General features: G+C 31.2%; 29 protein-coding genes and 1 other RNA gene. 3 read left to right on the top strand and 27 right to left on the bottom strand.

Going from position 1 to position 25,299, the window contains the following annotated elements:
* Positions 1 to 116: 116 nt before the first annotated feature.
* On the bottom strand, positions 117 to 1,205 hold the full coding sequence (locus HMPREF0520_RS01165) for a M42 family metallopeptidase (RefSeq protein ID WP_006729071.1): 1,089 nt from the start codon (positions 1,203 to 1,205) through the stop codon (positions 117 to 119).
* 166 nt (positions 1,206 to 1,371) lie between these two features.
* Between HMPREF0520_RS01165 and HMPREF0520_RS01160 the strand changes: the two genes are divergently transcribed.
* Positions 1,372 to 2,571 (top strand): MFS transporter, encoded by a 1,200-nt coding sequence (locus HMPREF0520_RS01160; protein WP_006729070.1) that lies wholly within the window; start codon positions 1,372 to 1,374, stop codon positions 2,569 to 2,571.
* Positions 2,572 to 2,769: 198 nt separating this feature from the next.
* Positions 2,770 to 4,080, top strand: coding sequence for a solute carrier family 23 protein (locus HMPREF0520_RS01155; protein ID WP_006729069.1), 1,311 nt, complete (start codon positions 2,770 to 2,772; stop codon positions 4,078 to 4,080).
* Between the two features lie 52 nt (positions 4,081 to 4,132).
* Here the strand turns inward: HMPREF0520_RS01155 and HMPREF0520_RS01150 are convergent, their stop codons facing one another.
* The 6 genes from HMPREF0520_RS01150 to trpX all read right to left on the bottom strand — a co-directional run bounded on the left by HMPREF0520_RS01150 (position 4,133) and on the right by trpX (position 10,295).
* A complete protein-coding gene (locus tag HMPREF0520_RS01150) occupies positions 4,133 to 4,933 on the bottom strand; it encodes an ABC transporter permease (RefSeq protein ID WP_006729068.1) in 801 nt (266 codons plus the stop codon).
* The gene (locus HMPREF0520_RS01145; RefSeq protein ID WP_006729067.1) at positions 4,920 to 5,849 is read right to left on the bottom strand and encodes an ATP-binding cassette domain-containing protein; all 930 of its coding nucleotides are present in this window, start codon (positions 5,847 to 5,849) and stop codon (positions 4,920 to 4,922) included. Before HMPREF0520_RS01145 ends, HMPREF0520_RS01150 begins: the two co-directional genes overlap by 14 nt.
* Before the next feature lie 239 nt (positions 5,850 to 6,088).
* Complete coding sequence (locus HMPREF0520_RS01140) at positions 6,089 to 7,537, bottom strand: MFS transporter (RefSeq protein WP_006729066.1); 1,449 nt, start codon at positions 7,535 to 7,537, stop codon at positions 6,089 to 6,091.
* Positions 7,538 to 7,646: 109 nt separating this feature from the next.
* Positions 7,647 to 8,408 carry an ABC transporter ATP-binding protein gene (locus HMPREF0520_RS01135; RefSeq protein WP_006729065.1) on the bottom strand — a complete coding sequence of 254 codons (762 nt, stop codon included), beginning with the start codon at positions 8,406 to 8,408 and terminating at the stop codon, positions 7,647 to 7,649.
* The gene (locus tag HMPREF0520_RS01130) at positions 8,401 to 9,300 is read right to left on the bottom strand and encodes an ABC transporter permease (protein WP_006729064.1); all 900 of its coding nucleotides are present in this window, start codon (positions 9,298 to 9,300) and stop codon (positions 8,401 to 8,403) included. Before HMPREF0520_RS01130 ends, HMPREF0520_RS01135 begins: the two co-directional genes overlap by 8 nt.
* Positions 9,300 to 10,295, bottom strand: coding sequence for a tryptophan ABC transporter substrate-binding protein (gene trpX, locus HMPREF0520_RS01125; RefSeq protein ID WP_006729063.1), 996 nt, complete (start codon positions 10,293 to 10,295; stop codon positions 9,300 to 9,302). Before trpX ends, HMPREF0520_RS01130 begins: the two co-directional genes overlap by 1 nt.
* Positions 10,296 to 10,688: 393 nt before the next feature.
* Between trpX and HMPREF0520_RS01120 the strand changes: the two genes are divergently transcribed.
* The gene (locus HMPREF0520_RS01120) at positions 10,689 to 11,906 is read left to right on the top strand and encodes a peptidoglycan amidohydrolase family protein (RefSeq protein ID WP_006729062.1); all 1,218 of its coding nucleotides are present in this window, start codon (positions 10,689 to 10,691) and stop codon (positions 11,904 to 11,906) included.
* A gap of 38 nt (positions 11,907 to 11,944) precedes the next feature.
* On the opposite strand, the gene HMPREF0520_RS01115 is transcribed toward HMPREF0520_RS01120, so the two are convergent.
* From HMPREF0520_RS01115 to HMPREF0520_RS01035, 20 genes are all read right to left on the bottom strand, one after another.
* A complete protein-coding gene (locus tag HMPREF0520_RS01115) occupies positions 11,945 to 13,564 on the bottom strand; it encodes a glycoside hydrolase family 13 protein (protein WP_006729061.1) in 1,620 nt (539 codons plus the stop codon).
* A 57-nt stretch (positions 13,565 to 13,621) separates the two neighbouring features.
* Positions 13,622 to 14,998: an ABC transporter ATP-binding protein gene (locus tag HMPREF0520_RS01110; RefSeq protein ID WP_006729060.1), complete on the bottom strand. Its 1,377-nt coding sequence runs from the start codon at positions 14,996 to 14,998 to the stop codon at positions 13,622 to 13,624.
* Entirely contained in the window at positions 14,992 to 15,681 is a 690-nt protein-coding gene (locus tag HMPREF0520_RS01105; RefSeq protein ID WP_006729059.1) for an energy-coupling factor transporter transmembrane component T family protein, read from the bottom strand. The genes HMPREF0520_RS01110 and HMPREF0520_RS01105 overlap by 7 nt, the downstream gene beginning before the upstream one ends.
* Positions 15,681 to 16,289 (bottom strand): MptD family putative ECF transporter S component, encoded by a 609-nt coding sequence (locus HMPREF0520_RS01100; protein ID WP_006729058.1) that lies wholly within the window; start codon positions 16,287 to 16,289, stop codon positions 15,681 to 15,683. The genes HMPREF0520_RS01105 and HMPREF0520_RS01100 overlap by 1 nt, the downstream gene beginning before the upstream one ends.
* A 122-nt stretch (positions 16,290 to 16,411) precedes the next feature.
* The gene (locus tag HMPREF0520_RS06420; RefSeq protein WP_006729057.1) at positions 16,412 to 16,570 is read right to left on the bottom strand and encodes a hypothetical protein; all 159 of its coding nucleotides are present in this window, start codon (positions 16,568 to 16,570) and stop codon (positions 16,412 to 16,414) included.
* A gap of 173 nt (positions 16,571 to 16,743) precedes the next feature.
* Positions 16,744 to 16,911 carry a hypothetical protein gene (locus tag HMPREF0520_RS01095; protein WP_006729056.1) on the bottom strand — a complete coding sequence of 56 codons (168 nt, stop codon included), beginning with the start codon at positions 16,909 to 16,911 and terminating at the stop codon, positions 16,744 to 16,746.
* Positions 16,898 to 17,206 carry a hypothetical protein gene (locus HMPREF0520_RS01090; RefSeq protein WP_006729055.1) on the bottom strand — a complete coding sequence of 103 codons (309 nt, stop codon included), beginning with the start codon at positions 17,204 to 17,206 and terminating at the stop codon, positions 16,898 to 16,900. Before HMPREF0520_RS01090 ends, HMPREF0520_RS01095 begins: the two co-directional genes overlap by 14 nt.
* A gap of 323 nt (positions 17,207 to 17,529) precedes the next feature.
* Entirely contained in the window at positions 17,530 to 17,727 is a 198-nt protein-coding gene (locus tag HMPREF0520_RS01085) for a hypothetical protein (protein ID WP_006729054.1), read from the bottom strand.
* Positions 17,728 to 17,731: 4 nt separating this feature from the next.
* Entirely contained in the window at positions 17,732 to 18,022 is a 291-nt protein-coding gene (locus HMPREF0520_RS01080; RefSeq protein ID WP_006729053.1) for a hypothetical protein, read from the bottom strand.
* Between the two features lie 191 nt (positions 18,023 to 18,213).
* Positions 18,214 to 18,279, bottom strand: a complete 66-nt coding sequence (locus HMPREF0520_RS06565; RefSeq protein ID WP_474551187.1) for a hypothetical protein — start codon at positions 18,277 to 18,279, stop codon at positions 18,214 to 18,216.
* Positions 18,280 to 18,638: 359 nt separating this feature from the next.
* Positions 18,639 to 19,004: a transfer-messenger RNA gene (gene ssrA / locus HMPREF0520_RS06190) on the bottom strand.
* Positions 19,005 to 19,041: 37 nt separating this feature from the next.
* On the bottom strand, positions 19,042 to 20,253 hold the full coding sequence (locus tag HMPREF0520_RS01075) for an acetate/propionate family kinase (protein ID WP_006729051.1): 1,212 nt from the start codon (positions 20,251 to 20,253) through the stop codon (positions 19,042 to 19,044).
* A gap of 10 nt (positions 20,254 to 20,263) precedes the next feature.
* Positions 20,264 to 21,265, bottom strand: coding sequence for a class I SAM-dependent methyltransferase (locus tag HMPREF0520_RS01070; protein ID WP_006729050.1), 1,002 nt, complete (start codon positions 21,263 to 21,265; stop codon positions 20,264 to 20,266).
* A gap of 247 nt (positions 21,266 to 21,512) precedes the next feature.
* A complete protein-coding gene (locus tag HMPREF0520_RS01065; RefSeq protein ID WP_006729048.1) occupies positions 21,513 to 22,004 on the bottom strand; it encodes a competence type IV pilus minor pilin ComGF in 492 nt (163 codons plus the stop codon).
* Positions 21,991 to 22,209: a hypothetical protein gene (locus tag HMPREF0520_RS01060; protein WP_006729047.1), complete on the bottom strand. Its 219-nt coding sequence runs from the start codon at positions 22,207 to 22,209 to the stop codon at positions 21,991 to 21,993. Before HMPREF0520_RS01060 ends, HMPREF0520_RS01065 begins: the two co-directional genes overlap by 14 nt.
* The gene (locus tag HMPREF0520_RS01055; protein ID WP_006729046.1) at positions 22,199 to 22,630 is read right to left on the bottom strand and encodes a type II secretion system protein; all 432 of its coding nucleotides are present in this window, start codon (positions 22,628 to 22,630) and stop codon (positions 22,199 to 22,201) included. The genes HMPREF0520_RS01060 and HMPREF0520_RS01055 overlap by 11 nt, the downstream gene beginning before the upstream one ends.
* Positions 22,614 to 22,940 (bottom strand): competence type IV pilus major pilin ComGC, encoded by a 327-nt coding sequence (gene comGC / locus HMPREF0520_RS01050; protein ID WP_006729045.1) that lies wholly within the window; start codon positions 22,938 to 22,940, stop codon positions 22,614 to 22,616. Before comGC ends, HMPREF0520_RS01055 begins: the two co-directional genes overlap by 17 nt.
* A 14-nt stretch (positions 22,941 to 22,954) precedes the next feature.
* Positions 22,955 to 23,950, bottom strand: coding sequence for a type II secretion system F family protein (locus tag HMPREF0520_RS01045; RefSeq protein WP_006729044.1), 996 nt, complete (start codon positions 23,948 to 23,950; stop codon positions 22,955 to 22,957).
* Positions 23,922 to 24,896, bottom strand: a complete 975-nt coding sequence (gene comGA / locus HMPREF0520_RS01040) for a competence type IV pilus ATPase ComGA (RefSeq protein WP_006729043.1) — start codon at positions 24,894 to 24,896, stop codon at positions 23,922 to 23,924. Before comGA ends, HMPREF0520_RS01045 begins: the two co-directional genes overlap by 29 nt.
* Before the next feature lie 123 nt (positions 24,897 to 25,019).
* The coding region (locus HMPREF0520_RS01035; RefSeq protein ID WP_006729042.1) for an LPXTG cell wall anchor domain-containing protein at positions 25,020 to 25,299 on the bottom strand (280 nt) is incomplete at its 5' end.

Below are 25,299 nucleotides of genomic sequence, written 5' to 3'. Positions count from 1 at the left end.
TTTTCATATATTTTTTAAAATAAATCCGTTTTTTTCAAATATGGGCTATTATAAATGTTCGCTTTTTAAAAATATGAAATTCTTTAATTAATTAACTTCTTTTACATAACAATACTTTATAAACTTTGTAACTTAAATGAATTTAACTTTTCAACTGTCAAATCACGAACTAAAGCAGTAGCTAAATCAACACTAGCTTTAAAATCAGTATAGGCGGAGAAACAATAAGGTGAATGTTCGTATCGAACAGGAATTCCAATCACAATTGTTGGAGCACCATTTTCATAATAAATTGCAGCACCATCCTGTCCGCCACCTGTTCTAACTGAACGAGTATAAGGGATGTTTAATTGATCAGCTAATTGGCAAGCATATTGTTGGAACCTAGGATTTGGCAAAAAACTAGTATCCATATCTCGCAACATCGGTCCTCTTTTTAAACCTGTTTGTGATAACCATTCAGGTTCAAAAGTATCATCAGCAGGACAAGATTCTAAAACTAAACATACATCAGGTTTTACTTTCCTAGCAGTAACATATGCTCCTCTTAATCCGACTTCTTCTTGAGCTGATAATGCACACACGAGATCAAAATCTAGCTTTTCATTTTTTAAATTATCTAAGATAGAAATCATGGCTCCAGCACCAAATCTATCATCAAAATCTTTGCCAAAGAACAAACCATTTTTAGGATTGTATGCACATTCAACATCGACAAAAATTGGACACCCTGTATCAATTTTGTAATCGTTAATGGTCTCTTCTCTGCTGCAAGAACCAACATCGATAGACATGCTTGCAATATCAGGTATAGTATTTCGCTCAGCAGCAGTCATAAAATGAGGTGGTTTAGTGGCAACTACACCTGATATGTATTCACCTTCTTTATTGCGGATCCTTACTTTTAAGGATGGTATATTATATTTAACCCAACCACCCAAAGGAACGAACTTTATTAAGCCATTTGGTCGAACAGCTTGTGTAATAAATCCTACCGCATCTGAATGAGCATCTATTTGAATAACTGGTCGATTACCTTGATTTTCTTTTTTGGAAGCATACAAATTATACATACCATCAATCTCAACATTGGCAATATCTTGAGCATATGTTGCAAATAATTTTACAAATTCCTCTTCAAATCCTGAAGTAGAATTGGCATTTGAAAATTCTTTAAGCATCTTTATTTCTTGTTCTTTTTTCATAAAAGTTCTCCTGTATCAAAACATCTCTTAATATTTTACAGTATTTTTAAATAAATACACTATCTTGTCTATCATTTTTTATCAGCAATAGTTATTATTGGCAATTTAAATGTAATAAGCATATAATTAAACATACTTCTTTTCTTATTAGTATTGGAGGTCTTATATGGACAAACAAGAAATTATTTTTAGGCAAAATTTATTTGTTTTAGCCATTGCTGTTTTTATTGCAGGTATTGGTTTTTCTGAAGCTTTACCCTTTTTGCCTTTGTATATAAAAACTTTGGGCACTTTTACACATAAAGAATTAAACTTTTGGGTAGGTTTTACCTTCTCCACAACTTACTTTGTTTCTGCACTTGTATCTCCTTGGTGGGGCAAATTAGCTGATCAAAAGGGACGAAAATTAATGATTTTACGTTCATCCATTGGAATGGCAATTGCTATTGGCTCCATGGGATTTGTAACTAATGTATATCAGCTTTTTTGTTTACGGATGTTACAAGGATTTTTTGCTGGATTTGTTTCAAATGCTAATGCACTAATCGCTACGGAATCGCCAAAAAATCAAGCTGGAAAAGCTATGGGAACTATGGCAGCTTCATTTACTGCTGGTAATTTATTAGGACCACTTTTGGGTGGTTTATTAGCATCCATGTTTACATATCACTTCACTTTTTTACTAACTGGAATCTTACTATTTATTTCATTCATCCTATCATTTTTATTTGTAAAAGAAGAATTTAAGCCTATCAGCAAACAAAGTGTTATAACTAATAAACAAGTTATCAATTCTTTAAAATCACCAAATTTAATTTTTGGTTTATTATTAACTACCATCATCATTCAAACAGCTAATAGCTCAATAAATCCTATAGTTGCTTTATACGTAGCCAATTTAATGCATAATCAAGGAAATACTATTTTTGTTGCAGGAATTATCGCTGCACTGCCTGGTGTTGCAACATTTTTAGCTGCACCCCGTTTTGGCGAATTAGGTGATAAAATTGGAACACACAAAATCATAATCGGTGGTCTAATTTCTGCTATTATTTTCTTCTTTACTACAGCTTTTGTTACAAATGCTGTTCAACTTGGGGTTTTACGTTTCTTAATTGGCTTTTCAGATGCATGTCTATTTTCACAAGTGCAAACAATGCTAGCTAAAAATTCTTCCATCCAAACTACTGGTAGAATTTTTTCTTGGAATCAAAGTGCTATGTATATTGGAAATATTTTTGGACCTTTAGTTGGATCAACCGTAGCTGGTTTCTTTAATTACAATGTTTTATTTATCGTTACCGCTGCATTGGTCGGCATCAATTTATTATTATTTCACATTAACGTAGTTAAAAATATCAATTAATTTTATATTTATACTTGACTTTATAAACTATTATAGTTTAAATTACATGTAGATATTTAATACCTTTAAATTGGTCCTGTGAGGCCAAGAAGGAGCTTTGCTTTTATATTATGATAATCACCGTTGAATGCAAAACCATCTTGGACTCAGTCTAAGATGGTTTTTTAGGTATAATAATCTATAGAATAGGAGTTACGCATGAATAAAGAGAATTTTCATAATGATGATGCCATTCTAGACGTATATGAAAAGCCTAATTTATCACAAGGTGTTTTATTATCATTACAACACCTATTTGCGATGTTTGGCTCGACAGTACTCGTACCTATTTTGGTAGGACTGGATCCAAGCATTGCATTACTTGCTTCTGGTGTAGGAACCTTGGTTCACATGATTTTAACTCATTTTAAAATCCCAGCATACCTAGGTTCCAGTTTCGCTTTCATAGCGACAATGCAAGCACTAATGAAAGCAGATGGGTATCCTGCAATTGCACAAGGGGCAATCGCAGCTGGGTTAGTCTATTTGGTAGTTGCATATGTTGTCAGCAAAATTGGTTCAGCTTGGGTAGACAAAGTTTTACCACCAATTGTAGTCGGACCAGTAATTATAGTTATCGGATTATCATTAGCTACAACGGCAGCAAATGATGCTATGTTACATAATCAGAAATATAATTTGATTTATTTCTTAGTTGCCATTTTCACACTAGTAGTAACACTTTGTTTCCAGATGTTTTTCAAAGGATTTACTAGTTTAGTATCTATTTTATTAGGAATAATATGTGGGTATATTTTATCCTGTTGTTTAGGTATTGTGAATTTTAGTGGGGTTGCTAAAGCAGCTTGGTTTACATTCCCTGCTCTTGATGTTCCCATTATATCCTATAAACTTAAACTATATCCTGCAGCTATTCTAACAATGGCACCTATTTCATTTGTTACCATGTCAGAACATATGGGACATATTATGGTTCTTAATTCTCTGACTAAACGAGACTTTTTTAAAAATCCCGGTTTACATAGAACGCTGTTAGGTGATGGATTATCAACGATTACCGCAGGATTTATCGGTGGACCTCCGACCACTTCATATGGTGAAAATATTGGAGTCTTAGCAATGACAAAAGTTCACTCTGTTTGGGTTTTAGCTGGTGCTGCCGTGTTTGCAATTATCTTCTCATTCATTGGAAAAATTGCCGCTCTAATAGAATCAATACCGATGCCAGTTATTGGTGGTATTTCCTTCCTATTATTTGGTACTATTGCATCCAACGGTTTAAAGATCCTCGTTGATGACAAAGTAGACTTTAGTGAAAAGAGAAATCTATTGATTGCTTCTGTCATCATGGTAGTTGGTATTGGTGGAGCTTACTTACAATTAGGTAATTTCCAATTAACTAGTGTTGCTCTATCAACTATTTTAGGGATGATCTTAAATGGTATATTACCTAAACATGCAGCTATTGAACAACAATTAGCTGAAAAAGAAGGCACCAAGATAATTTAATGACAAAATTAAAACAGTAGTAGTTAATTAACTACTACTGTTTTTGTATAAACTAATATTCAGTTAAATTCAACTTCGATTTAGCAACCAAGTTACTGGACAAAGCAGTTGCAGCAAGTGCAAATACTAATAATATAATGATTGACTGAAAGTATTGATTCAACATCACACCTTGTCTAAGTGCACCTAATTGATAAGTAACTGGATTAATTTTGGCTAACCATTTCATCCACAATGGTGCATAATCTAGCACATAAAATACAGGGGCTGTAAAACTCAAAGGAGTGATTACAAATGAAAGAATATTATCTCTCACTTGATAATTAGAGATACGTAATGTGATAGCAACCGCTAAGGCCGACCAAAATAACAAAGTCAAAATGATAATAACAATCATCACTCCTATTTTCATCAAAGAGTAATGGATGCCAAAAAAGTTAGCTAAAATAATTAATGCAAACATTTGAACTGATAAACCAAGCATAGCATAGGTACTCATACCTATTACATAGTAAAAAGGTTTAATACCACTAAGTAATTTTAGTGCTAACAGACCATATTTTTTATCAATTGTAGTCCGATAGATAGTCTGACTCATTTGTCCAAGAACCAGATAAATCATAATTCCTAAATAAGAATATTCTAAATATGAAACTTTCATGCCAGCATAAATAACATTACCCGTCATTCTACTAATTCCTGTACTAATAAATACAAAAAATAAAATTGGTGTCAAAAGTAAACTTAATACTGAACCCTTATTTTCAAAAAATGCTTTGGTTTCATACTTAATGAGTAACCCTAATCCATAAAGTCCTAGGTTAGATTTTTTTCTAAAATCAGTTGGTTTCATAATTACCACTCCTTTTTGACATTGATAGATATACTTCCTTTAAGGTCTTCTCATGTTCAACGCAACTAGTAACTTTGATTTCTTTTTTAAACATCAACATCAGATCACTAATTGTTACCTCAGGCTTTACTTCAAGCTGCCAAGTATTATCTGATTCATGCTCCACCCTAATTACGTCATCATTTTTAATCATGAAGTCATCAGCAACTGAATATTCATTGTCCAAAGTAATGAGAAATTTTCGACTATTGCCTTTAGCTTTAAGCAAATCATTAATTGAACCATGGTAGATCAACTTTCCCTCATCTAGTAAGAGCAAATCTTCAGCATATTCTTGCAAAAGAAAAAGGTCGTGCGATGATACGATTACTAATTTTCCACTTTGTGCTTCTTTAACGAGATACTTCATTAAATTATCAGTATTTTGTGCATCTAATCCTACAGTAGGTTCGTCTAAAATATAAATTAATGGATTATGAACAATTGCACGTGCAATTTGCACACGTTGCAACTGTCCACCAGATAAATCAGTTAAACTTCTATCCCTTAAATCTGATAAATCTAATAGTCGTAAAATCAAGTCAAGTTGATTCTTAGCTTCATTAGGCTTTAAATGAGCTAATTGTGCTCCTAGCATGATATTTGCTTCAACATTAGAATACCAATCAACAACCTGAGATTGTGGTGCAAAACCAATGGTAGAAAAATTTTGTTTATCAGTTGATAAGTCCTGAATATTAATATCACCTTCACTAGGTTCTAATAACCCTACGAGTGCGTTACATAAAGTGGTCTTTCCTGAACCATTATGACCAACTAAAGCGACAAATTTACCTGCAGTTAATTCACAGCTAATATTTTTTATTCCGTAATGATCTTGGTATTTTATTGCCAAGTTATTGACGCTAATTTTCATTTGTCAACTCTCCTTTATTTTTCCTTTATTTTTATTTATAAATTGGCTAAGAAATAATAACGTCTGTTCATAAAAATCACTCTTTCTTTATTTTTTACATGTATTATTTAAATATCATGTTAATAATAATAATATATTATAATTTTGTCTACTAATATTTTATCTTTTTTTATATAAACATTAATATTTATACAAAAAAATATCGACCTCAATTTAGAGATCGATATCTAAATACTTTTTTAATGTCGTGGATTAAATTTATAATTGATTACCAAAGATATAACCAATAATAAACAAGAAACCAACATGATAACTCTAATACCTGAATGAGAAATTGCTCTCATTAATGGTAACAACTTAGCTGGTAATTCACTAGCTGTTCGACAATCACTCATTTTATTCAGCATAGAAAGGGTTATCTGTGGATGGGCTTTGATACCTTGATTAAGTGATAAATTCATAATCACACCATAAATAGCAGCCATTACTGTTTGAGCTAAAATTCGAATTAAATACGATGTAGAGGTGGCATCAGCCATATGTTCACGTCCAGCATCCACCTGTACCTTTACTTGTAATTCTACAAAAATAAAACCTACACCCATACCTGAAAAGGCAGATGTAAAAATCAATATCCATAAAGGAATACTTAAATCAGCCATTAATAAGGAAAATGATGAAATAAGCATTCCAATTATTCCAACTAAAATTATATAATAAGTTTTTGTCCGCCCTTGTAAAACATAAACAAATTGTGAAGCAACAATAGAAAAACAAGAATTAGGTATTAATGTCATACCTCCAATCAGTGCTGTCATACCCAAAAATGCCTGTGCCCACATCGGCAAATAAACATTAACTGCAATAAAAGCTCCCCAAGTTAAAGCAAATAGCAAAAAATCACCTATCAAATTTTTATTAGTAAATAAACTGAGGGGTAATACAGGATTTTCTTCTTTGTTCTCATGTATAAAGAAATATGTCATAATTAACAAACTAATTATTAAACAACAAATAACTAGCCAAACACTAACTAACCCTAATAATTGAATTCCTAATAAAAAAGTAATTAAACCTGTTACTAATAAAGCCGAACCAACAGTATCGAATTTAGAAAATTTACTAATAGATTCTTTTTTATAAAATATTGCAGTTAATAACATAGCAAGCAAGCCGATCGGAATATTAATATAAAATATCCAATGCCAAGATGAGATATCAATAATCCATCCACCGATTAGGGGACCAACAATTGCTGCAGCATTAAAACCACTAGTTAAAATCCCTAATGCTTTTGTTCTTTGCTTAATATTTGGATAAATATAACCTACGATGATATATGGTAAAGAGCCCATACCACCTGCACCTATGCCCATTATTATTCTAACTGAAAGGAAAAATGTCATATCTTGTGATATAGCTTCTAAAATAGAACCTACTATAAAAAAGGAAAGCGTAACTAAAAAAGCATTTTTATTACCTATTCGCTCAGCAACCTTTGTCCACAAGGGAATCGAAATTGACATTCCAAGCAGGAAAATCGCAATAATCCAACCCATAAATTGAATTCCATGTAAATTAGCAACAATAGATGGAATTGCAGTATTAATAATAGTACTGTCCAATCCAGACATGATATTTCCTAAAATTAATGCAATGGTTAAAAATTTCAATTGATTTTTTGTCATTTTCCTAACCTTTCAAATCCATTTTCTTGTTAAGTTATCTTATTATTTTAACATTAAAAAGCCCAAGTTTAGTAATTTTACTAAAACTTTGGCTTTTATTGATAATTATTTATTCAAAATATCTATATAAATCGTCTGTCGTTAATTTTATTTTAGCATTATGATCTAAATCGGCTATAATTTTTCCTTGTTTTAATACTAACAACCTATTACCATAATTCAATGCATCCTCTAAATGATGAGTAATCATCAGTGCAGTAATCTTATCTTGCGAAATTATTTCTCTCGTAGCATTAAGTAAAGACTGACTAGTATGTGGATCTAATGCAGCTGTATGTTCATCTAGCAAAAGAATATCTGGTTTCTTTAATATAGCCATTAAAAAGCTCAAAGCTTGTCTTTGACCACCTGATAAATTACCTGTAAAAGTATCCATGCGATCTTCTAGTCCATTGTGCATCATTTTTGCTAATTTTAAAAAGCGTTCTCGATTTTGCTTTAATTTTCTTGGAACTAAAAATCTTCTTTCACCACGTTTTAGGGCCAATAACATATTCTCAGCTACAGTCATTCTAGGAGCTGTACCTAATTGAGGATCTTGAAAAACTCTACTCAAAAATTTGGTATGCTCTTCCTCGCTTAAATTTGTAATATCACGTCCATTATGTAAAATGATACCATCATCAATTGCTAATGCTCCTGAAATAACATTCAATAAAGTAGATTTTCCAGCACCATTAGTACCAATAACTGTAATAAAATCACCATCATTAATAGTTAAACTCAAATTATTCAATATTTTGGTTACATTACTACTATTTTTGTTACCTAAAACGGTAACATTTTTTAATTCAAAAATTGGCTTATTCACTGCTCTTCACGCTCCTCAATATAGTCTTTTTAATTTTAAATAGTTTATCAAATCGTGGAATCATCATACAAATTGCTAATACAATAGATGAAAGCAAATTCAAATCATTAGTGCTAAAGCCTAACTGCAACACACACAATATAATTAAGCGATAAAGAATACTGCCTAAGGTCACCGCTACTAGACGTTGATTCAAGGTTAATTCTCCAAAAGCTACCTCACCAATAATAATAGATGCTAAAGCAATTACGATTGTACCCAAACCCATATTTATATCTGCATAGCCATTACTTTGTGCTATTAATGCACCACATACTGCTACTAACCCATTTGAGCCCATCAAACCTGCAATAATTGTATTATCGGTCTTTATACCTAATGACTTAGCCATCTTTGGATTATCACCTGTCGCAATAAAAGCTTGCCCATAATCAGTTTGTAAAAAAAGAATAACTATAGTAGTAATTACAACCATAACCGTTAAGCCTAAAAAGACATTATCAAAGTATTTAGGTAGCCTAAGTAAAAATTTATTAGAAAATAATGTTTTGCATCCCAATAAGGAAATATTTGATCGACCCATAATCCGCAAATTAATTGAATAAATCGCTGTCATCACTAATATACCAGCCAATATCGGAGGAATTTTTCCTTTGGTATATAATAGTCCCGTAATCAATCCAGCAAACATCCCGCCTAAAAAGGCAATTAAAGTTGCTAATAAAGGATTAAAGCCATGACTAATTAATGTAACACTAATTACAGCACCTAAAGGAAAAGTTCCTTCTACAGTCATATCTGTAATATTCAAAATTCTAAATGAAATATATAATCCCAATCCTAATAGGCCCCATAATAAGCCTTGCCCAATAGCAGATACCATCAAATTCATTATTCGAATACCTCTCCTTCTTTTATACTTTCCTTTAAAAAGTCGACTGGAATTTTAATACCCAGTTGATTGGCTTTTTTCAGATTTAAAATTGGAATTCCATGACGCACATATTGAATAGGGGTTGTAGCAATTTTTTTCTTACCTTTTAAAATATCTACAACTAAGCGTGCAATTAAAACTCCTAAGTAATTTTGATTAATCCCATATGTAGCTAAACCACCTTGTTTCACCATTGTATCAACTGCTGGGAAAATCGGCTTTCTAACTGCATCCGCATTCTTAACTAAGGTTTGCATAGCTCCAGCTATAGTATTATCCGTTGGCACAATCACAGCATCTACTTCATTTAACATTTTTTGAGAAACTTGATTCAGATCATTACTATTAGCAATAGAATATGACTTCAAATTAACATGATATTTTTTAGCAATTTTCACAAATAGGTCATGTTCAGTAACAGCAGAACTATCATTTGACGTATAAATAATACCTACTTTCGCATTTTTAGGCATTAATTTCTTTACTAATTTTAATTGTTCCTCAACAGGTGCTTGATCGGACACACCACTAATATTGGTATTAGGATGATCGTTATTAGCAACTAAACCTGCTTTTTTAGGATTAGTTACTGCCCCCAGAACAATCGGAATACTACTAGTTGCATGAGCCAACGATTGACTAGCTGGTGTTGTAATACCCACTAATATATCAGATGACATATTAACTAATTTTTTAGACATGATTTCTAAATTACTTTGATCACCTTGAGCATTTTGATATTCTAATTTATAATTTTTGCCTTTATGATAACCTTGTTTAGCCATTTCTTTCACAAATCCATCATAAATTTGATCTAAAGCTGGATGATGCAATAAAGTTAATACACCAACTACAGGCATATTATGCTTTGGCTTACTTTCTGTTTTTTGATTAACAAAAGCTACACTTAATATAATTAATAAGATAGCTACTAATGTGTACAATCTTTTCATAACTCTTCCTCTTAAACAATAATCAAAAAAGGAAAGTACATCAATACAGTACTTTCCTCTACAACAATGAAATAAAAAAAGCCTGCATGTTATACAAATCCATGCAGACTAGACAATTCAAAAAGCTAACCGGCACAGATACAATCTGAAAACTCAGGTTGCATCCGAAAACCGAAGCAACCAGATTACCGGCTTTGCCAACGATTATTTAAATGATTAACACAATTACTTAAATAATACATTATTAACTCTTCCTCCATAATTAAGTATTTTTAAATAGTATATGACTATCTAAATCATAAGTCAAATATATTTTTAATAAAATATATTTTTATCCCCTGAAGTGGTATAATAACAGTAATTGTAGTAGTTTATTCAAAAAGGAAGATACCAATGAAAAAGAGAAAATTTGTTCGTAATTTATCAAAAGGATTGATACTTTCAGTTGCAACATTATGTGGTGAAAGCTTGTTAAATGTACAACAATCTAAAGCAGATACTAGAACCTCAATGAATGGATCAACACTACGTATAGTTTACAATGGCCGAGGCAAAGTAAACTTACTTAATAGTAAATTTAAGTATCAAAATCAATATGTTGCTAATGGCACTAATTGGAAAGTATGGGAAAAGTTAGTTTCTAATCAAGGAACTTTATACAGAATTGGAAATGAGAATCAATGGGTTCCTGAACAATATACTGATAAAAAATCTACTACACAAGCTCCTAAAAAACCAACTACTAATACTAACAATAATGTGCACGCAAAAACGACTTTGCCTACTGCTAATGTAGTTAAGATTAAGGCAGCAACTGGTGTAAATGTATATACAGCTCCCGTTAACGGCAGATATGTCAAGCATTTAAATCCTAATACATCTTGGAAATATTTTAAAATCGAACATGGCAATGATGGGTATACCTGGTTTAATTTAGGTGGTGCACAGTGGATTTCATCAAAATTAACTGATCAGCCACAACTTGTTAAGAATATTTCACGTGTTACGCAAGCTCCTAAAACTGTTGAAAAAGCGAAGACTATATCTAAAGCAAAATCAACATATAATCCTGTACAGAATTTAACTAATATTTATATTCCTAAACATGTTTACATCCCTAAACACAACAATATGTCAATTTATGATATGGGTCTAAACAATGGACCAGTAAATATTGATTCTGCTATTTCATTTATGCGTCAACTCAAAAACAATGGTGTGCAATACTCCATGTTTGGTAAGCGTGATGGTTCTGATGGTACTGCAGATTGTTCTGGTGCTGTTTATGCTGCATTGAGAGCTGGTGGTGCATCTTCATTAGGATATATACCAAATACCGATTCTATGCACAATTGGTTATTAAAAAACAATTTTACAGAAGTCGCACATTCTACCAGAATCCCTAATCAAAAGGGGGATGTTGTAATTTTCGGAACTAAAGGTCTTAGTGGAGGAGCTGCAGGACATGTAGTCTTGTACACTTCACCATATACTATTATTCACTGTACTGACCGCGATGACTCACACAGTGGTGTTTTAGAAGAACCTGCATCTAACATTGAAGGATGTTATACAAGCATGGGTGGCTTTTACATATATCGTCAAATTTAATAAAAATAAAAAAGCGAAATTTAATAATTTCGCTTTTCTTATGCAATCGTTACTACAAATGCTTGATATGGTTTTAAAATAATATTTTGTAAATTACTTGGGGTCGTATAATTTTCAACTAAAACTTTTTGATATTGTTCGTGACAATTGAATGGCTTTTCTTTATCAGTGAGATTAGCGACCACAAGCCACTTTTGATCTCCTAAAATACGATAATATGCTAAAATCTGTGCATCCGTTTCCTCTATTAATTGAAAATCACCATCTACAACTATTTGATTATGATGACGCAATTCAATCAACTTTTGATATGTATAAAAAATGGAATCAGGATCTGCCAAACATTGTTTAACATTAATATCAGTATAATTAGAATTTACACGCAACCATGGCTTACCACTCGTAAATCCAGCATTCAATGCATCAGACCACTGCATTGGCGTTCTTGCATTATCACGCCCCTTAACATTTATGGCATGCAACAATTCATCCTTATCATAACCAGCATCTAAGCGTTCATTATACATATTGATACTTTCAATATCTTCCACTTCATTAATATTTTTAACTGGGGAATTGGTCATACCAATTTCTTCTCCATTAAAAATATATGGTGTACCATGCATCAAATGTAAAACGATAGCAAACATCTTAGCACAAACTACCCGATATTTTTGATCATTACCCCAGCGAGAAATAACTCTCGGAATATCATGATTTTCCCAAAACAAGCTATTCCAAGCATGTTTGAAATCGAGTTCAGTCTGCCATTTAACCAATATCTTTTTTAATTCGACTAAATCAATAGGTTTTAAGTCCCACTTGCTACAACCATCTTTTTGATCTAATGTTTGATTTTCAAATTGAAAAACCATTGATAATTCATGCCTTGCTGGATCGGAATAATCCTCAGCAATTTTAGGAGTAGCATTCCAAGTTTCACCAACTGTCAACAAATCTGATTGACCAAAAGTTTTTTGATTCATTTCCTGTAAATAGGGATGTAGCATTTTTCCATTTTCACGAACCATTTTATCTGGATCTTTACCTATTAGCTCAATGACATCCATTCTAAAACCACCAATGCCCTTGTCAATCCAATAGTTCATCATTTGATAAATTTTATCACGGACAATACTATTAGACCAATTTAAATCAGGTTGTTGCTTGGCGAAAAAGTGTAAATAATATTGTTTGGTAGTTTCATCATATTGCCATGCAGAACCAGAAAATGCAGATTGCAAACCATTTGGTTCATGTCCATCTACAGGATCACGCCAAATATAATAATCTCGGTATTGATTTTCTTTATTTTTTCTAGCCTCTACAAACCACGCATGCTGATCTGAAGTGTGATTTACAACTAGATCCATAATAATTTTAATATTTCTTTTTTTAGCTTCCAAAATCAAATTATCCATGTCATCCATAGTTCCATATTGGGGATCGATTGCTTGATAATCTGATATATCATAACCATTATCTATGCCTGGGGATTGATATACTGGAGATAACCAAATAGCATCAATTCCTAACTTAGCTAAATAATCTAACCGAGTAATAATTCCAGGTAAATCTCCAATACCATCACCATTGCTATCTTGAAATGATTTAGGATAAATTTGATAAATTACTGCTTTTTTCCACCATGGTGTCATACTTTTTCTCCTTGTAAAATTTACTTTATAATTTATTTTAACATGCAAAGCGACTTATCAGTTGCTTGACAATTTAATCACATGATCGACAGTTTGATTCAAAAATTCTACATCATGTGAAACGATAATAATAATATTATTGTTGGTACTACTATCTCTAAGCAATTTGGAAATAGCAATCATATTCAGATAATCCATTCCACTAGTTGGCTCATCAAAATATAATAATGTCTTTTGACTTAAAATAGTTGAAGCAATTGCCACTCGCTGTTTTTGACCAACAGATAAGCTTAATGGATGACGATCTAGCAATGAAGACAACTTTAATTTTTTAATCACTTGATTTATTTTATCTACAGAAATATTTCCAATTCCTAATTTTATTTCAGCCATAACACTATCAGTAAATAATTGATTATTAACATCTTGCATAACCCATGAAGAAAGCTTAATTCGTTGTCTAGTTGATAATAACTTATCGTCTAAGTAAATAGCAACTTGGCATTTTTTATCTACACCAAGTAAAGCTTTAATTAAACTGGTTTTACCTGAGCCATTCAAACCTACTACTCCATAAATATTACCTTTTTTTAACGATAAATCTCTTATCTTTAAAATTTGATGATTAATTAACTTTTTATATAAAGATTTAATATAAAATTCGCCACTAGTCATCGGAGAAAAAGACTTTAATTGTACCTCTTGCCTAGTTCTAAGTCCCATAGCATATAACTTTTTTTCACTTAATTGCTTAAATTTAGAAATAGAATATTCTTGACTAATGGTACCATTAGCAACAACCAACACTCTATCAGCAACATCCATTAAATAATATAAACGATGTTCTGCTACTAACAAAGTAACTCCTCTTTTTTTCAAGATAGCTAACATTTTAGCAACTATTTTAATATACTTACTATCCAAATTAGCTGATGGTTCATCCAATAAAACGCATTGAACTCCCGAAATATAAGCTGTAGCAATGGATAAGATTTGCCTTTCGCCACCCGACAATTCAAAAATATTGCGATTTAATAAATTGGCAATAGGAAATAAATTTAATAAATCAGATAATCTTTTTTGCATTTCTTGTCTAGGAACACCATTATTTTCTAAAAAAAATAGCAACTCCATTGTCGTATTAACATTAAAAAATGAAGTTTTTGGATTTTGAAAAACACTAGCAATGAGCTGAGCTATTTGATACAATTCTAATTTAACTATATCGTGATGCTGAAATAAAAATTCACCACTAATTTTACAATTATCATATCTAGTTGCCAGTCCATTAATCAGATTCAAAATACTAGATTTACCTGAACCACTGATACCCGTCAAAACTACACATTCACCAGTTTTAATATTCAAATTCAAATTTTTTAATACTATTTTTCGATCTGGATATGATAAATAGGCATTTCTTATTGTTAACATAACTTACACCCCTTTGTCACCAGCAACAATAAACTCAACAAGTATAAGATATCCATTAAACCAAATTTGATCGAAAAATAATGCGTTCGTTTGATTGGATTATAGATGCATTTTGTTTCAGCTACTTTAGCAATATCATCAGCAATATTTGAAGATAGAATCAGCAATGGTATCCACATATATGTAATATATTTTATTGGTGTACGCCAAGTAATATTTTTAACCTTCATAGCTAAATGCATATTTTGATATTCTTGCTTAAAGGATGGAAAGAAACGAAAAATAACTGCAATTGGAATTCTGATAGTTCGTGGAACATTGATTTGTGATAAAGCTGATAATAATGAACCTACATCCGTTGTTTTAATCAATAATTTGGCAGATAAACATGGTAAATAAAAAGCCTTAATAATTAATATAAGGCTAAATAACACATGAATTAGGCCAATATGTCTAAAATTCATATCAGATGGCAACAAAGATAAAAATCCAAAATATATTACTGCCTTAATAGCATCCCTATAATTAAATTGCAAAGCAAATAAAATGGCAATTGTTGCAACAACAACCCAGCAATATAACGCACTTACACGATAAAATGGCGTAAAGCTCAAACAAATTACAGCAAAGAATTTAGTCAAGGGATGTAAATTATGACGATTATCATCATGGATAAACTGCATTATAAAATACCAGCTTTAGTAAAATACTTTTTTAGCATTTTCTTGCCTAACAAAGCACCTAACAACCCACCAACTAAAGCAAACATTAGAATTAATAAGACATTAGGTGTAGTAAATACATTATTTACTAACGCCAAACCCATTTTTTGGATCATTTTTACCCTTTTTGCTCTAACAAATAAGATATCAGCTAAGGGTAACATCGTCCAAATATTATAACAAGCATATGCTATCAGCATCGCCTTAAAAGACTTATATTTACCTAAATATAAAACAAATTCAGCAATAGCAGCTAGCAATATACCACCTATAGCAGGAATAAAACTATTATGCCCACTAAGCCATAAAAGAATTGGTGATAAAATTCCAAAGGTAAAAAATCCCCATGGTTTTTGTAATTTAGCCATCAATAAAATAACTGGCGTACCTAAAATTATACCGGTAACAAATGGTGCTAAAGCAAAACAAAGCAATGCCAAAGTCGATTTAACCATAGTCATACCTAAAAAGACAAAGGTCATACTTGATATACCTAGAATAAGAAAATAAATAACTACAAAGACACCAATATTAACGAGATCTTTTACTTTCAACTTGGAATTTTCCATAATTGTCCTCCACAAAAATTATTCACATTATATATTTTACCTTAAATAAAAAAGAAGATCAGATATCTTTTCATAAAAATTAATGGCCTCTTGTGACTTACTCTCAGTTAGTGGTTAGTTAATTATTCTTCTATAACTTGAAACTTTTCAAAATCATATAAATAATCTTCTCCAGTATCATCGATCACTCTAAGGAAACCCTCTTCATAATCTAAAGTTTCATATATTTTATTTTTTGTTAAGGAAATTCCTTCAGTATTTCCTAGATACCTAACTTTCATCTTTTAAAAACCTCTGAATTTTAATTTCTTTTCTATTTCCATTTGCTTCATACCAATATATTTCAGCTTTTAAAGACTTCCCTTTATATTTTACTCGTGTAATACCAGAATTTTTCTCCCATCTTTCTTTTTAATTTTGTGCAAAATAAAACCGCCTTACTTTAGGTTGGCGGTTAGTTAATTTCTATGCCTTTTTTTCTTAAGTTCTCTTTTACCATAGCATCTACTTTCGCCCTTCTTTCTTTCGCTAACTTTCGTTGTTCTTCAGTTTCTGGTTGACGTGTTTCAGATTCTAATCTTGCAAGATAAGCTTCTTCTATTTCTTTTTTACTTAGTTTCATTGCTTTCACCTCTAACTTTATAAATTAATAGTCCTCTATCGTCTGATATTTTGTCAAGATTAAATCCACTATTAATTAAAAATTCTCGTTGCTTTTTATAATCAATATGACTAAGTAGCTCAATATAAGCACCAAAAGTTTCTTTAGGAACTTTAATAGCTAGATTTGGTACACCACCTATTACTCCTTTAGTAGTAACCGATGTACTAAAAAATTTATTAATAGGCTTTTCCAAATCTTTAACATAATACTCTTTTCTATAAAAAATTATATCTTGTTGTAATTCGTTTTTCAATAAACTATTTTGAATACTGGAGCCTTTATATCTAACATATCACTTTCGCTTGTAGAAATTGGTTAATAATAACCACTTAAATATCCATGAATCTTCTAAAACAGCCTTAGCCCGTCTTTATCTTTACCGTTGTAGGTATATTGAGTAATCGCCCTGTTTTATATTGATAATTTTTTGAGCATTTTTATAAATTGCTAAACCACAATTTTCAACTGCTTTAACAACATTTTCTTGAATTTATTTACTATTCATACTGTTTTAACTCCTTGATTACTCTGAATTTTGTGTAAAATAAAACCGCCTTACTTTAGGTTGGCGATTAGTTAATCAAATTTATCCAAAATGTTCTCACATAAAATACCAATTGTTGTAGGATTATAATTTTTATCAAAACCATATACTTGTAACTGATGAGATACAATATCCTCAATTCGTTCATAATCCTCATTAAGAAGAGGCTTATGAAAATCTAAATTCAGACCCAAGCTTTTCATATATTTAATTTCTTCTTTTGTAAACATACATTTATCTCCCCTTTAGGTATCTTTGTCGCTTACTTTTTTTAGTAGGATAAGTTGTTATCACTTCCATCGTATCAGGATTAATATCAACTGTTGTAAAATCACCTATTATTTTTTGACTTTTTCTACCTAATTCGTCAGTTATTATACTTTCTTTATGGATTGGATTTCTCAAAGCTTTTTCTATATCTATATTTGAAATACTCCGTTTAATTTGTCTTATTTTAAGCATGTGTCGTTTTAACAAACAACTTATTATTTTCACTGATCTTTTTTCTTTCTTATACCTTATCATCTTCGCCAACTTTTTCCCATCGTTTCGACCATGAATTCTGTTTCTTGCCGTTATCTGGAAAATATTCTAGCGTACCGTGCAATACACTTTGCTTCTTGCTTTTATTATAGATTAGACCACGGAGGTAATAATTCTACGGGGGTTAAAATATCGTAAGAAAAAAAGAGCCAATCAACAGATTAACTCTTTCACTATAATTTGTTTTTTCTAGGATCTTGTTTACCAGTGATTGCTTCCATTCCTTGAGTAGTTACAATCCACTGTTTTCCAAATTTTAGATGTTTCTTTAGCGTCCATAATATCCGAACTATTTAAATTAATCATCATAAACAATTCCCAAATACTTTAATAAAAGTTCCAAGTAGAATTGCCACGATAGTTAATGCAAAATAACGATTCATTTTTTCTTTGTGTGTCATGGTATAATTAGATACGCCAAAGATGGAAGTCTTTAACTTCTCTCTTTCGAGCTTACTTGTGTTTAATGAGTAAGCTTTTTTTCTTTAGCATACTTTCCTCCTAAAATAAATAGACACTGAATCAGTGCCCTTTTTTTGTAGTCAAAACGTAGTTTTAAGCTACCAGAATGTTGATATATCAACATTCTTTCCTTATATAATGGAGATGAGGGGATTTGAACCCCTGTCCAAACGCATTTTGTCACTGATATCTACAATCATAGTTATATTATTTGATTTCACAACAGCAAAACGCCATATAACGGGGCAAATAGCTATTGCTAACCTAAAATCTTAGTCTAACTACCTAGGTAATCAGTTAAATGCAACTCGTTAAATATAAAACCTTTGGATAACCACGAGTACAACCATCACAAAGATCACGCAGGCTGGTTATTAAGCAGCTAATGCGTAAGAATTTTGATTATTTGCAGTTATATTTAAACTGTAACGTTTTTACGTAGACGTAACCTACGAACTGCAATCAATGCAAATCTACGCCTGTCGAATCCCAAAACATCCCCGACTACATACTAGCATAGCATAATTGATGCAAAAATATCAATCACTTATCTTGGCAATTCGAACTACGTCACGTGCAATCATTAATTCTTCATTAGTTGGTATTACCATAGCAACTATTTTAGAATTTGGAGCGGAAATAATTTTTTCAATACCATTGATTTGGTTTGCATCATAATCAGGTATTAATCCATAACAGCTCATTTGGTTCATAATTTCTTTACGAATGCCAATATCATTTTCTCCAACACCAGCTGTAAAAGCAATTACGTCAATTCCTTGCAATTCTAAATAATAAGCACCAATATATCGCACAATACGATTAATAAAAATATTTCTAGCTAAACTAGCACGCTCATCACCTTGGCTAATCGCTTTGCGAATGTCCCGCATATCAGGAGAAATTCCAGAGATACCTAACAATCCAGATTTATTATTTAAAATATCGATCATTTGATCAAAATTCAAATCAGTTTCTTTACCCAATATATATTGCAATGCAGATGGATCAATATCTCCACTACGTGAACTCATAGTAACACCAGCTAATGGACTAAAACCCATTGATGTATCATATGATTGCCCATTTTTCATTGCTGTTATTGATACGCCGCTGCCTAAATGGCAAATAACCATATTCAATTCATCCAAAGGTCGTTTTAAAATAGAAGCTATCCGTTGAGATACATATCTAACTGAAGTTCCGTGAGCTCCATATTTTCTAACTTTATATTTTTCATAATATTCATATGGTAAAGAATACATATAATGAACTTGATCAAGTGTTTGATGAATTGATGTATCAAACACACCAACTTGTGGCACATTTGGTAATAATTTCATAAAAGCCTTAATGCCATCTGCTTCATGACAATTATGTAAAGGTGCATATTCATTAAGCTCATAAATTTTCTGTAAATTATCTTGATCAATCAATGTACTATGAGCAAAATACTCACCACCAGCCACTACTCGATGTCCAACACCAGCTATTTCACTTAAATCATTAACAATCTTAGACTTTGTCAACCATGATAATAATTTTTCAACTGCATCCTCTTGTGTTCTTATCCCAGTTTTATCTTGATAAACTTCACCATTTGCTAATTTCAAAACAAATGTCGACTCGGGTAGCCCTATTCGGTCTGCTTGTCCATGAGCCAACACTTGTTCGTCTTTTAGCGAAAACAACTTGAATTTTAGAGAAGAACTACCAGCATTAACAGCCAAAATTTTTTTAATCATTTCCATTTATATCTCACTATTCATTTACCCAATTATTCAATTCAACATTTAATTTTACCAAAGATGACTTATCTTTGAGTGAACCTAATTTGGTTACTAGAACTTTTCTTAACTGCATCTTCTGACCATGGTTTTGCAAAACTAAAATAGATTTTGGATATTTCATATTGGCAAACAAATCATCAGGTAAATCAACTACTGCCAAAATATTAACTTTTTTAGTTAACCAAGTCATAAAATCTGCTGCCTCTTTTCCTGAAAGGATCATTTTAGGCACAATTAAAAAAGCATAACCACTAGGCTTTAATTTTTTTATAATCTGTTCAATAAAAAGAATATGAGCAAATGAGTGTCCAGATAACTGGCAATTATCAAAATTTTTAGCATTATTATCTAATGGATAATAACCAACTGGCACATCAGATACAGCAACGTCTTTTTTTCCTGTCAACCAAGGCTGTAAAGCATCTTGACGCAATAAATCTACAGGTAATTTATTTAAATATGAACTAACGTCCGCTAAATCTAACATTGCCGGATCATTATCAATGCCGGTCAAAACAAATGAATTTTTAGAATGATTGAGAAAACGTAATTGATCAATTAGTGAAAACAATAATGTACCACTACCTATAGCTGGATCGATAACTTCTTTAGCCGTTTGGGGTACTATTTTTGACCATAATAATGCCACAATAGTGGCCAAAATACGGGGCGTTGGTAATTGTGTACTATTAAAATTATCAACATCAGCTGCTTTAAGTGTAAGCAAATAAAATAAGTGACTTTTGACAGACGTTTCAAGTTTTTCATACTCTAAATTTGCATACTTTTTTGTTAATAATTCAACAATCTTAGCACTAGGAGCATTAGCTTCCACTTTTATTTTTTGGTGTTCAAGATTATCAAACGTTTCAACTAACGCTTCGGTAAATGTTACATTTAATTCTTTTCTTAAAATATCAACTACTTCTTCAAAACTTAAATAAAGCTCATTCAGATGTTCAAGATCTTCCATATAATCCACTCCTCTACGTTATTATTTTATAGATATCAACTATAAATAACCAGTATTTTATACCTTTTTAGTATATTCTTTACTAGAAAATTAACGTAGGCTCTTATAAATATCTAAATTTATTTGAAGATCAGCAAAAAAAGCCGATTGATAATATTTAATAAAAACGATGCAAGTTACAATTACTAACAAAGCACAAAATAATGCAGTAGCTGGAACTTTCATTTTTAAAATAGAAAATATACGATTATTTTTTAGGTTCATCAGCACGTTGATCCTTTTCCATTTCTTTCAATTTAAAAGCTAATATGCTACAACGACCATCTCGTTCAACAATTTTCATCTTCATTACATCTTTATTCACATATGAAAAATATACTGTTCTTAAATTCATCATCAAGGGCATATATCCCTGTGACATCCTCAATTGACCTTTTCTCTCATAAAATGAATATGTCTCATAGTATACTTTATTCTCTTCATCCTTCTTTTTTTGCTTAAGTATCGCTCGTTTTACATCTGAATGTTTTATATCAAGCATCAAATCTCTATCCTTAATGAAGCGATTAAGCTGAATATAGGCGAAGGCAACATTATTGACTCCATCCCTTTTATGGGAAACTGTCCTAACTGTATTAATAGTTGAATATAAAATCTCAAAACATAAAACTGTTATTAAAATAGCTATTATAGCCTCCGCCAACATAAATCCTTTATTTTTTGTCTTAAATATTTTCATAAGTCCTATTATGTAATTTAACAGTAGTTATTTTTGTTTCTGCCATCATTTTTTCAGCCAATTTACGATCAACTTTAATTTCTACAGTTGTTTTTATTTTTTGTAATTCTACAACACTATAATAAACCAAGCTCATAGCAACTATTGACAGAAATAAACCTAGACAGGCATCTGCTAACAAAAATGCACGTATTTTATTTTTCAATTAGTCGTCCCCACATTAACTGTATAGTCATTCTTTTTGTAATTTTGCCACATTTAAAATAGATTGTCCGAGGAGCAACGTATGATTTCTTTTTTATTGTTAAATTATCAATATTACTTATTTTGACTTGCGAATTTATCAAAAAAGTTTTTTCAGCAGTCGACCAATCAGACATCACTTTTAATTTATTACTAGTTTCAGAATAACGAATGAAATATACCCGTTTATTGATAATTGACTCTTTCAAACAAAAATTAATAGCTGATTTAACTTGTGCTCTAGTATTAATTAAAGCTAAATTATCTCTATATCCCTTCAATTCAATAATCGGAAAAGAAATAATTGAACACGTAATAACCAAAACTATTAAACTTTCAATTAAAGTAAAGCCTCGACTTAATCTTTTAATTCTTAGGAGCAATTACTTTACCATCTTTAATCGTAATGTGGTTTGCTTCTATCTTTTTAACCTGATTATCAGTTAAATAATTCTTATCGTGCATATCACTTACCGTTATATTTTTTCCATACTCATCTTTATATAAATCTACCTGCATCTGCACAGTTTTAATAAATGCATCGTTTGCAGTATTATTTGCTTTATCACGATATGAAAATAAATTTGGGGCAATTAATAAAATCAACATGGCTATAATTGCTATAACTACTACCATTTCTATCAAAGTAAAACCTTTAACTTTTCTTTTTAATAATTTATGTAAAACTTTCATTAACTTTTTTCTCCTTAAATATTTTGAATAGATGCATACATAGGCATTAAAATTTTTAAATACATGGCTAAAATGCAAAAGCCAATTAAAATGAAACAAAAAGGTTGGATACTGACTACAGCCTTGCCTAATTTGAAATTTAATTCATAAAATAATGTTTGACTAAGCAAAACACACTTTTTGCTAAGTTCTTTAGTATCCGCACCAACTCCAAAAAGTAAAACTAAACTATCTGGCAAAAATTCTTCTTGTTTAATAATCTCCTCAATATCATTTCCCTTAATTAAAGCATCATTCATCTTACAAGTAATTGTTTTTGCAATGCTTTGATTCGTCTCATGAGCAAAAAAATTACATATCTGTTGCAAGGTATAGCCATTGCACATTAAAATAGCAAATTCAGAAACAATTAAATAATGAATATATAATTTAACTAAACGCCCTAATATTGGAACATGAATCAACTTTTTAAATGACGTATAATCCTGCTTTTTAGCTAAAATGACAACATAAGAACAACCAATAAAAAATATACCTAGTAAACTAATAATAATAGCAAAAATAAAATCGCTACTCGAACTATCCGAGCTTAATTCTGAATGCAAAAAAGTCTGCATAGCAATCAAAAGACTAACCATCATCACAATTAAAACAGCAGGATATGCCATCTCGCTCTTAATTTTTTTGATTTGTTCATTTTTGAGTCGCATAATCTTGGTTAATTGAGACAATGATTCAATTAAATTACCATGCTTAATCGCAAATGATATCTGTTGTGCTATCATACGAGAAAATCCAATAGCGACTAAAGATTGACCAATATCATTTCCTTGTGCAATATTGCTAGAAAGTTTTTTAATAATATTAACTTTTTCATTCCAAACGTGAGGTAGTATTTTTAATGATTGATTGAATGAAAAGCCATTATTTAAACTTTGTTGCAAATAATCCAAAAAGACCAATTGTTCACTTTTATTAAGCTTATCCTTCGAGAAAACTTTGAAAAACATCACTATCGATAACTCCCTTATGATATAAATTTTCTATATTTTGCTGCCAATCTACAAAATTAGTATCATATTCACTAACTGATTTTCGCCATTTTGTAGCATCAGCTATATCCAATAAACACGAAAATGTGTTTTTCACAGTTGGCAACAATCGTTGGTAACTGATTGCTGTCAATGCATTTTCCAATTCTGGCATTTTAATACCTAATCCTAAAAAACGATCAATAATCTGATATGTGCTTTTAGCATGAATTGTTGTTAAAACTAAGTGCCCACTTAAAGCCGCATTGATTGCTACTTTAGCAGTTTGTGCATCTCTAATTTCACCAATGACTAAAATATCGGGTCTATGACGTAAAGCAGCCTTTAACAAAGATAGATAATCTATACCAGCTTGATTATTAATTTGCGTTTGCAAAAAATCAGGTTCTAATATTTCAATTGGATCTTCAATCGTCATAACAAATTTTTCTGAACTAATTTGCTTAATTAACTGATACATAGTAGTTGTTTTTCCAGACCCCGTTGGACCACTAGTCACAATCATTCCTCTTTTTTTCGAAAGTTGTTTTAATTTTTCAAATTGTTCTGGAAAAAAATAATGACAATCTCCCATATCATAAATAAGCCTAATTACCATAGATTCTCTATTTAAAAAATCACCAACACTAGAAAAACGCAAAAAAACATTTTTTCCATTAGTTTCCTTAATAAAAGAACCTACCTGAGGGCGACGATGTTCTGCAATGTCCATTTCAGCAATAAATTTAAAATGATTAATTACTTCGACACCTTTATTTGCAGAAATATTTTCAACAATCTGCAGACCAACTAATGTTTTAAATTTAATAGTATAACAATCAGTAGTTGGTAAGATAAAAATATCACTAACTCGCTGTTTAATTGCATGTTTAATTAATTCATCGGCATACATACTAGTATCCATACAACACCTCCTTTCTATCCATAAAATAATTACGCAAAAAAACATTTTTTATAAAAAAGAAGATAAAAAAATACACACAAAAAAAGGCAGTAAACGTTGTTACCGCCCTTTTGGACTTAAAAATTATTTTTTATTTTTACGTTTTTTATCTGCTAAAGTAAGCAAACAACTCAATCCTAAAATGGCCATTCCTAATGCGTAACCCTCATCCGAACCAGTCTGTGGTAATTTCTTTTGTTCAGACTTTGGCTCCAGCTGCGGCTTAGGCTGCGACTCTGGTTTAGGATCAGGCACCGGAGTTGGAGCTGGCGTTGGCTCTGGAGCTGGCGTCGGTTCAGGCTTTGGCTCCAGCTGTGGCTTAGGCTGCAACTCTGGTTTAGGCTCTGGAGCTGGCATCGGTTCA

The organism is Lactobacillus iners DSM 13335, assembly GCF_000160875.1.
GTDB classification, from domain to species: domain Bacteria; phylum Bacillota; class Bacilli; order Lactobacillales; family Lactobacillaceae; genus Lactobacillus; species Lactobacillus iners.
The sequence above is the reverse complement of the archived record's forward strand: the minus strand, read 5'-3'. Positions and strand labels throughout refer to the sequence as shown.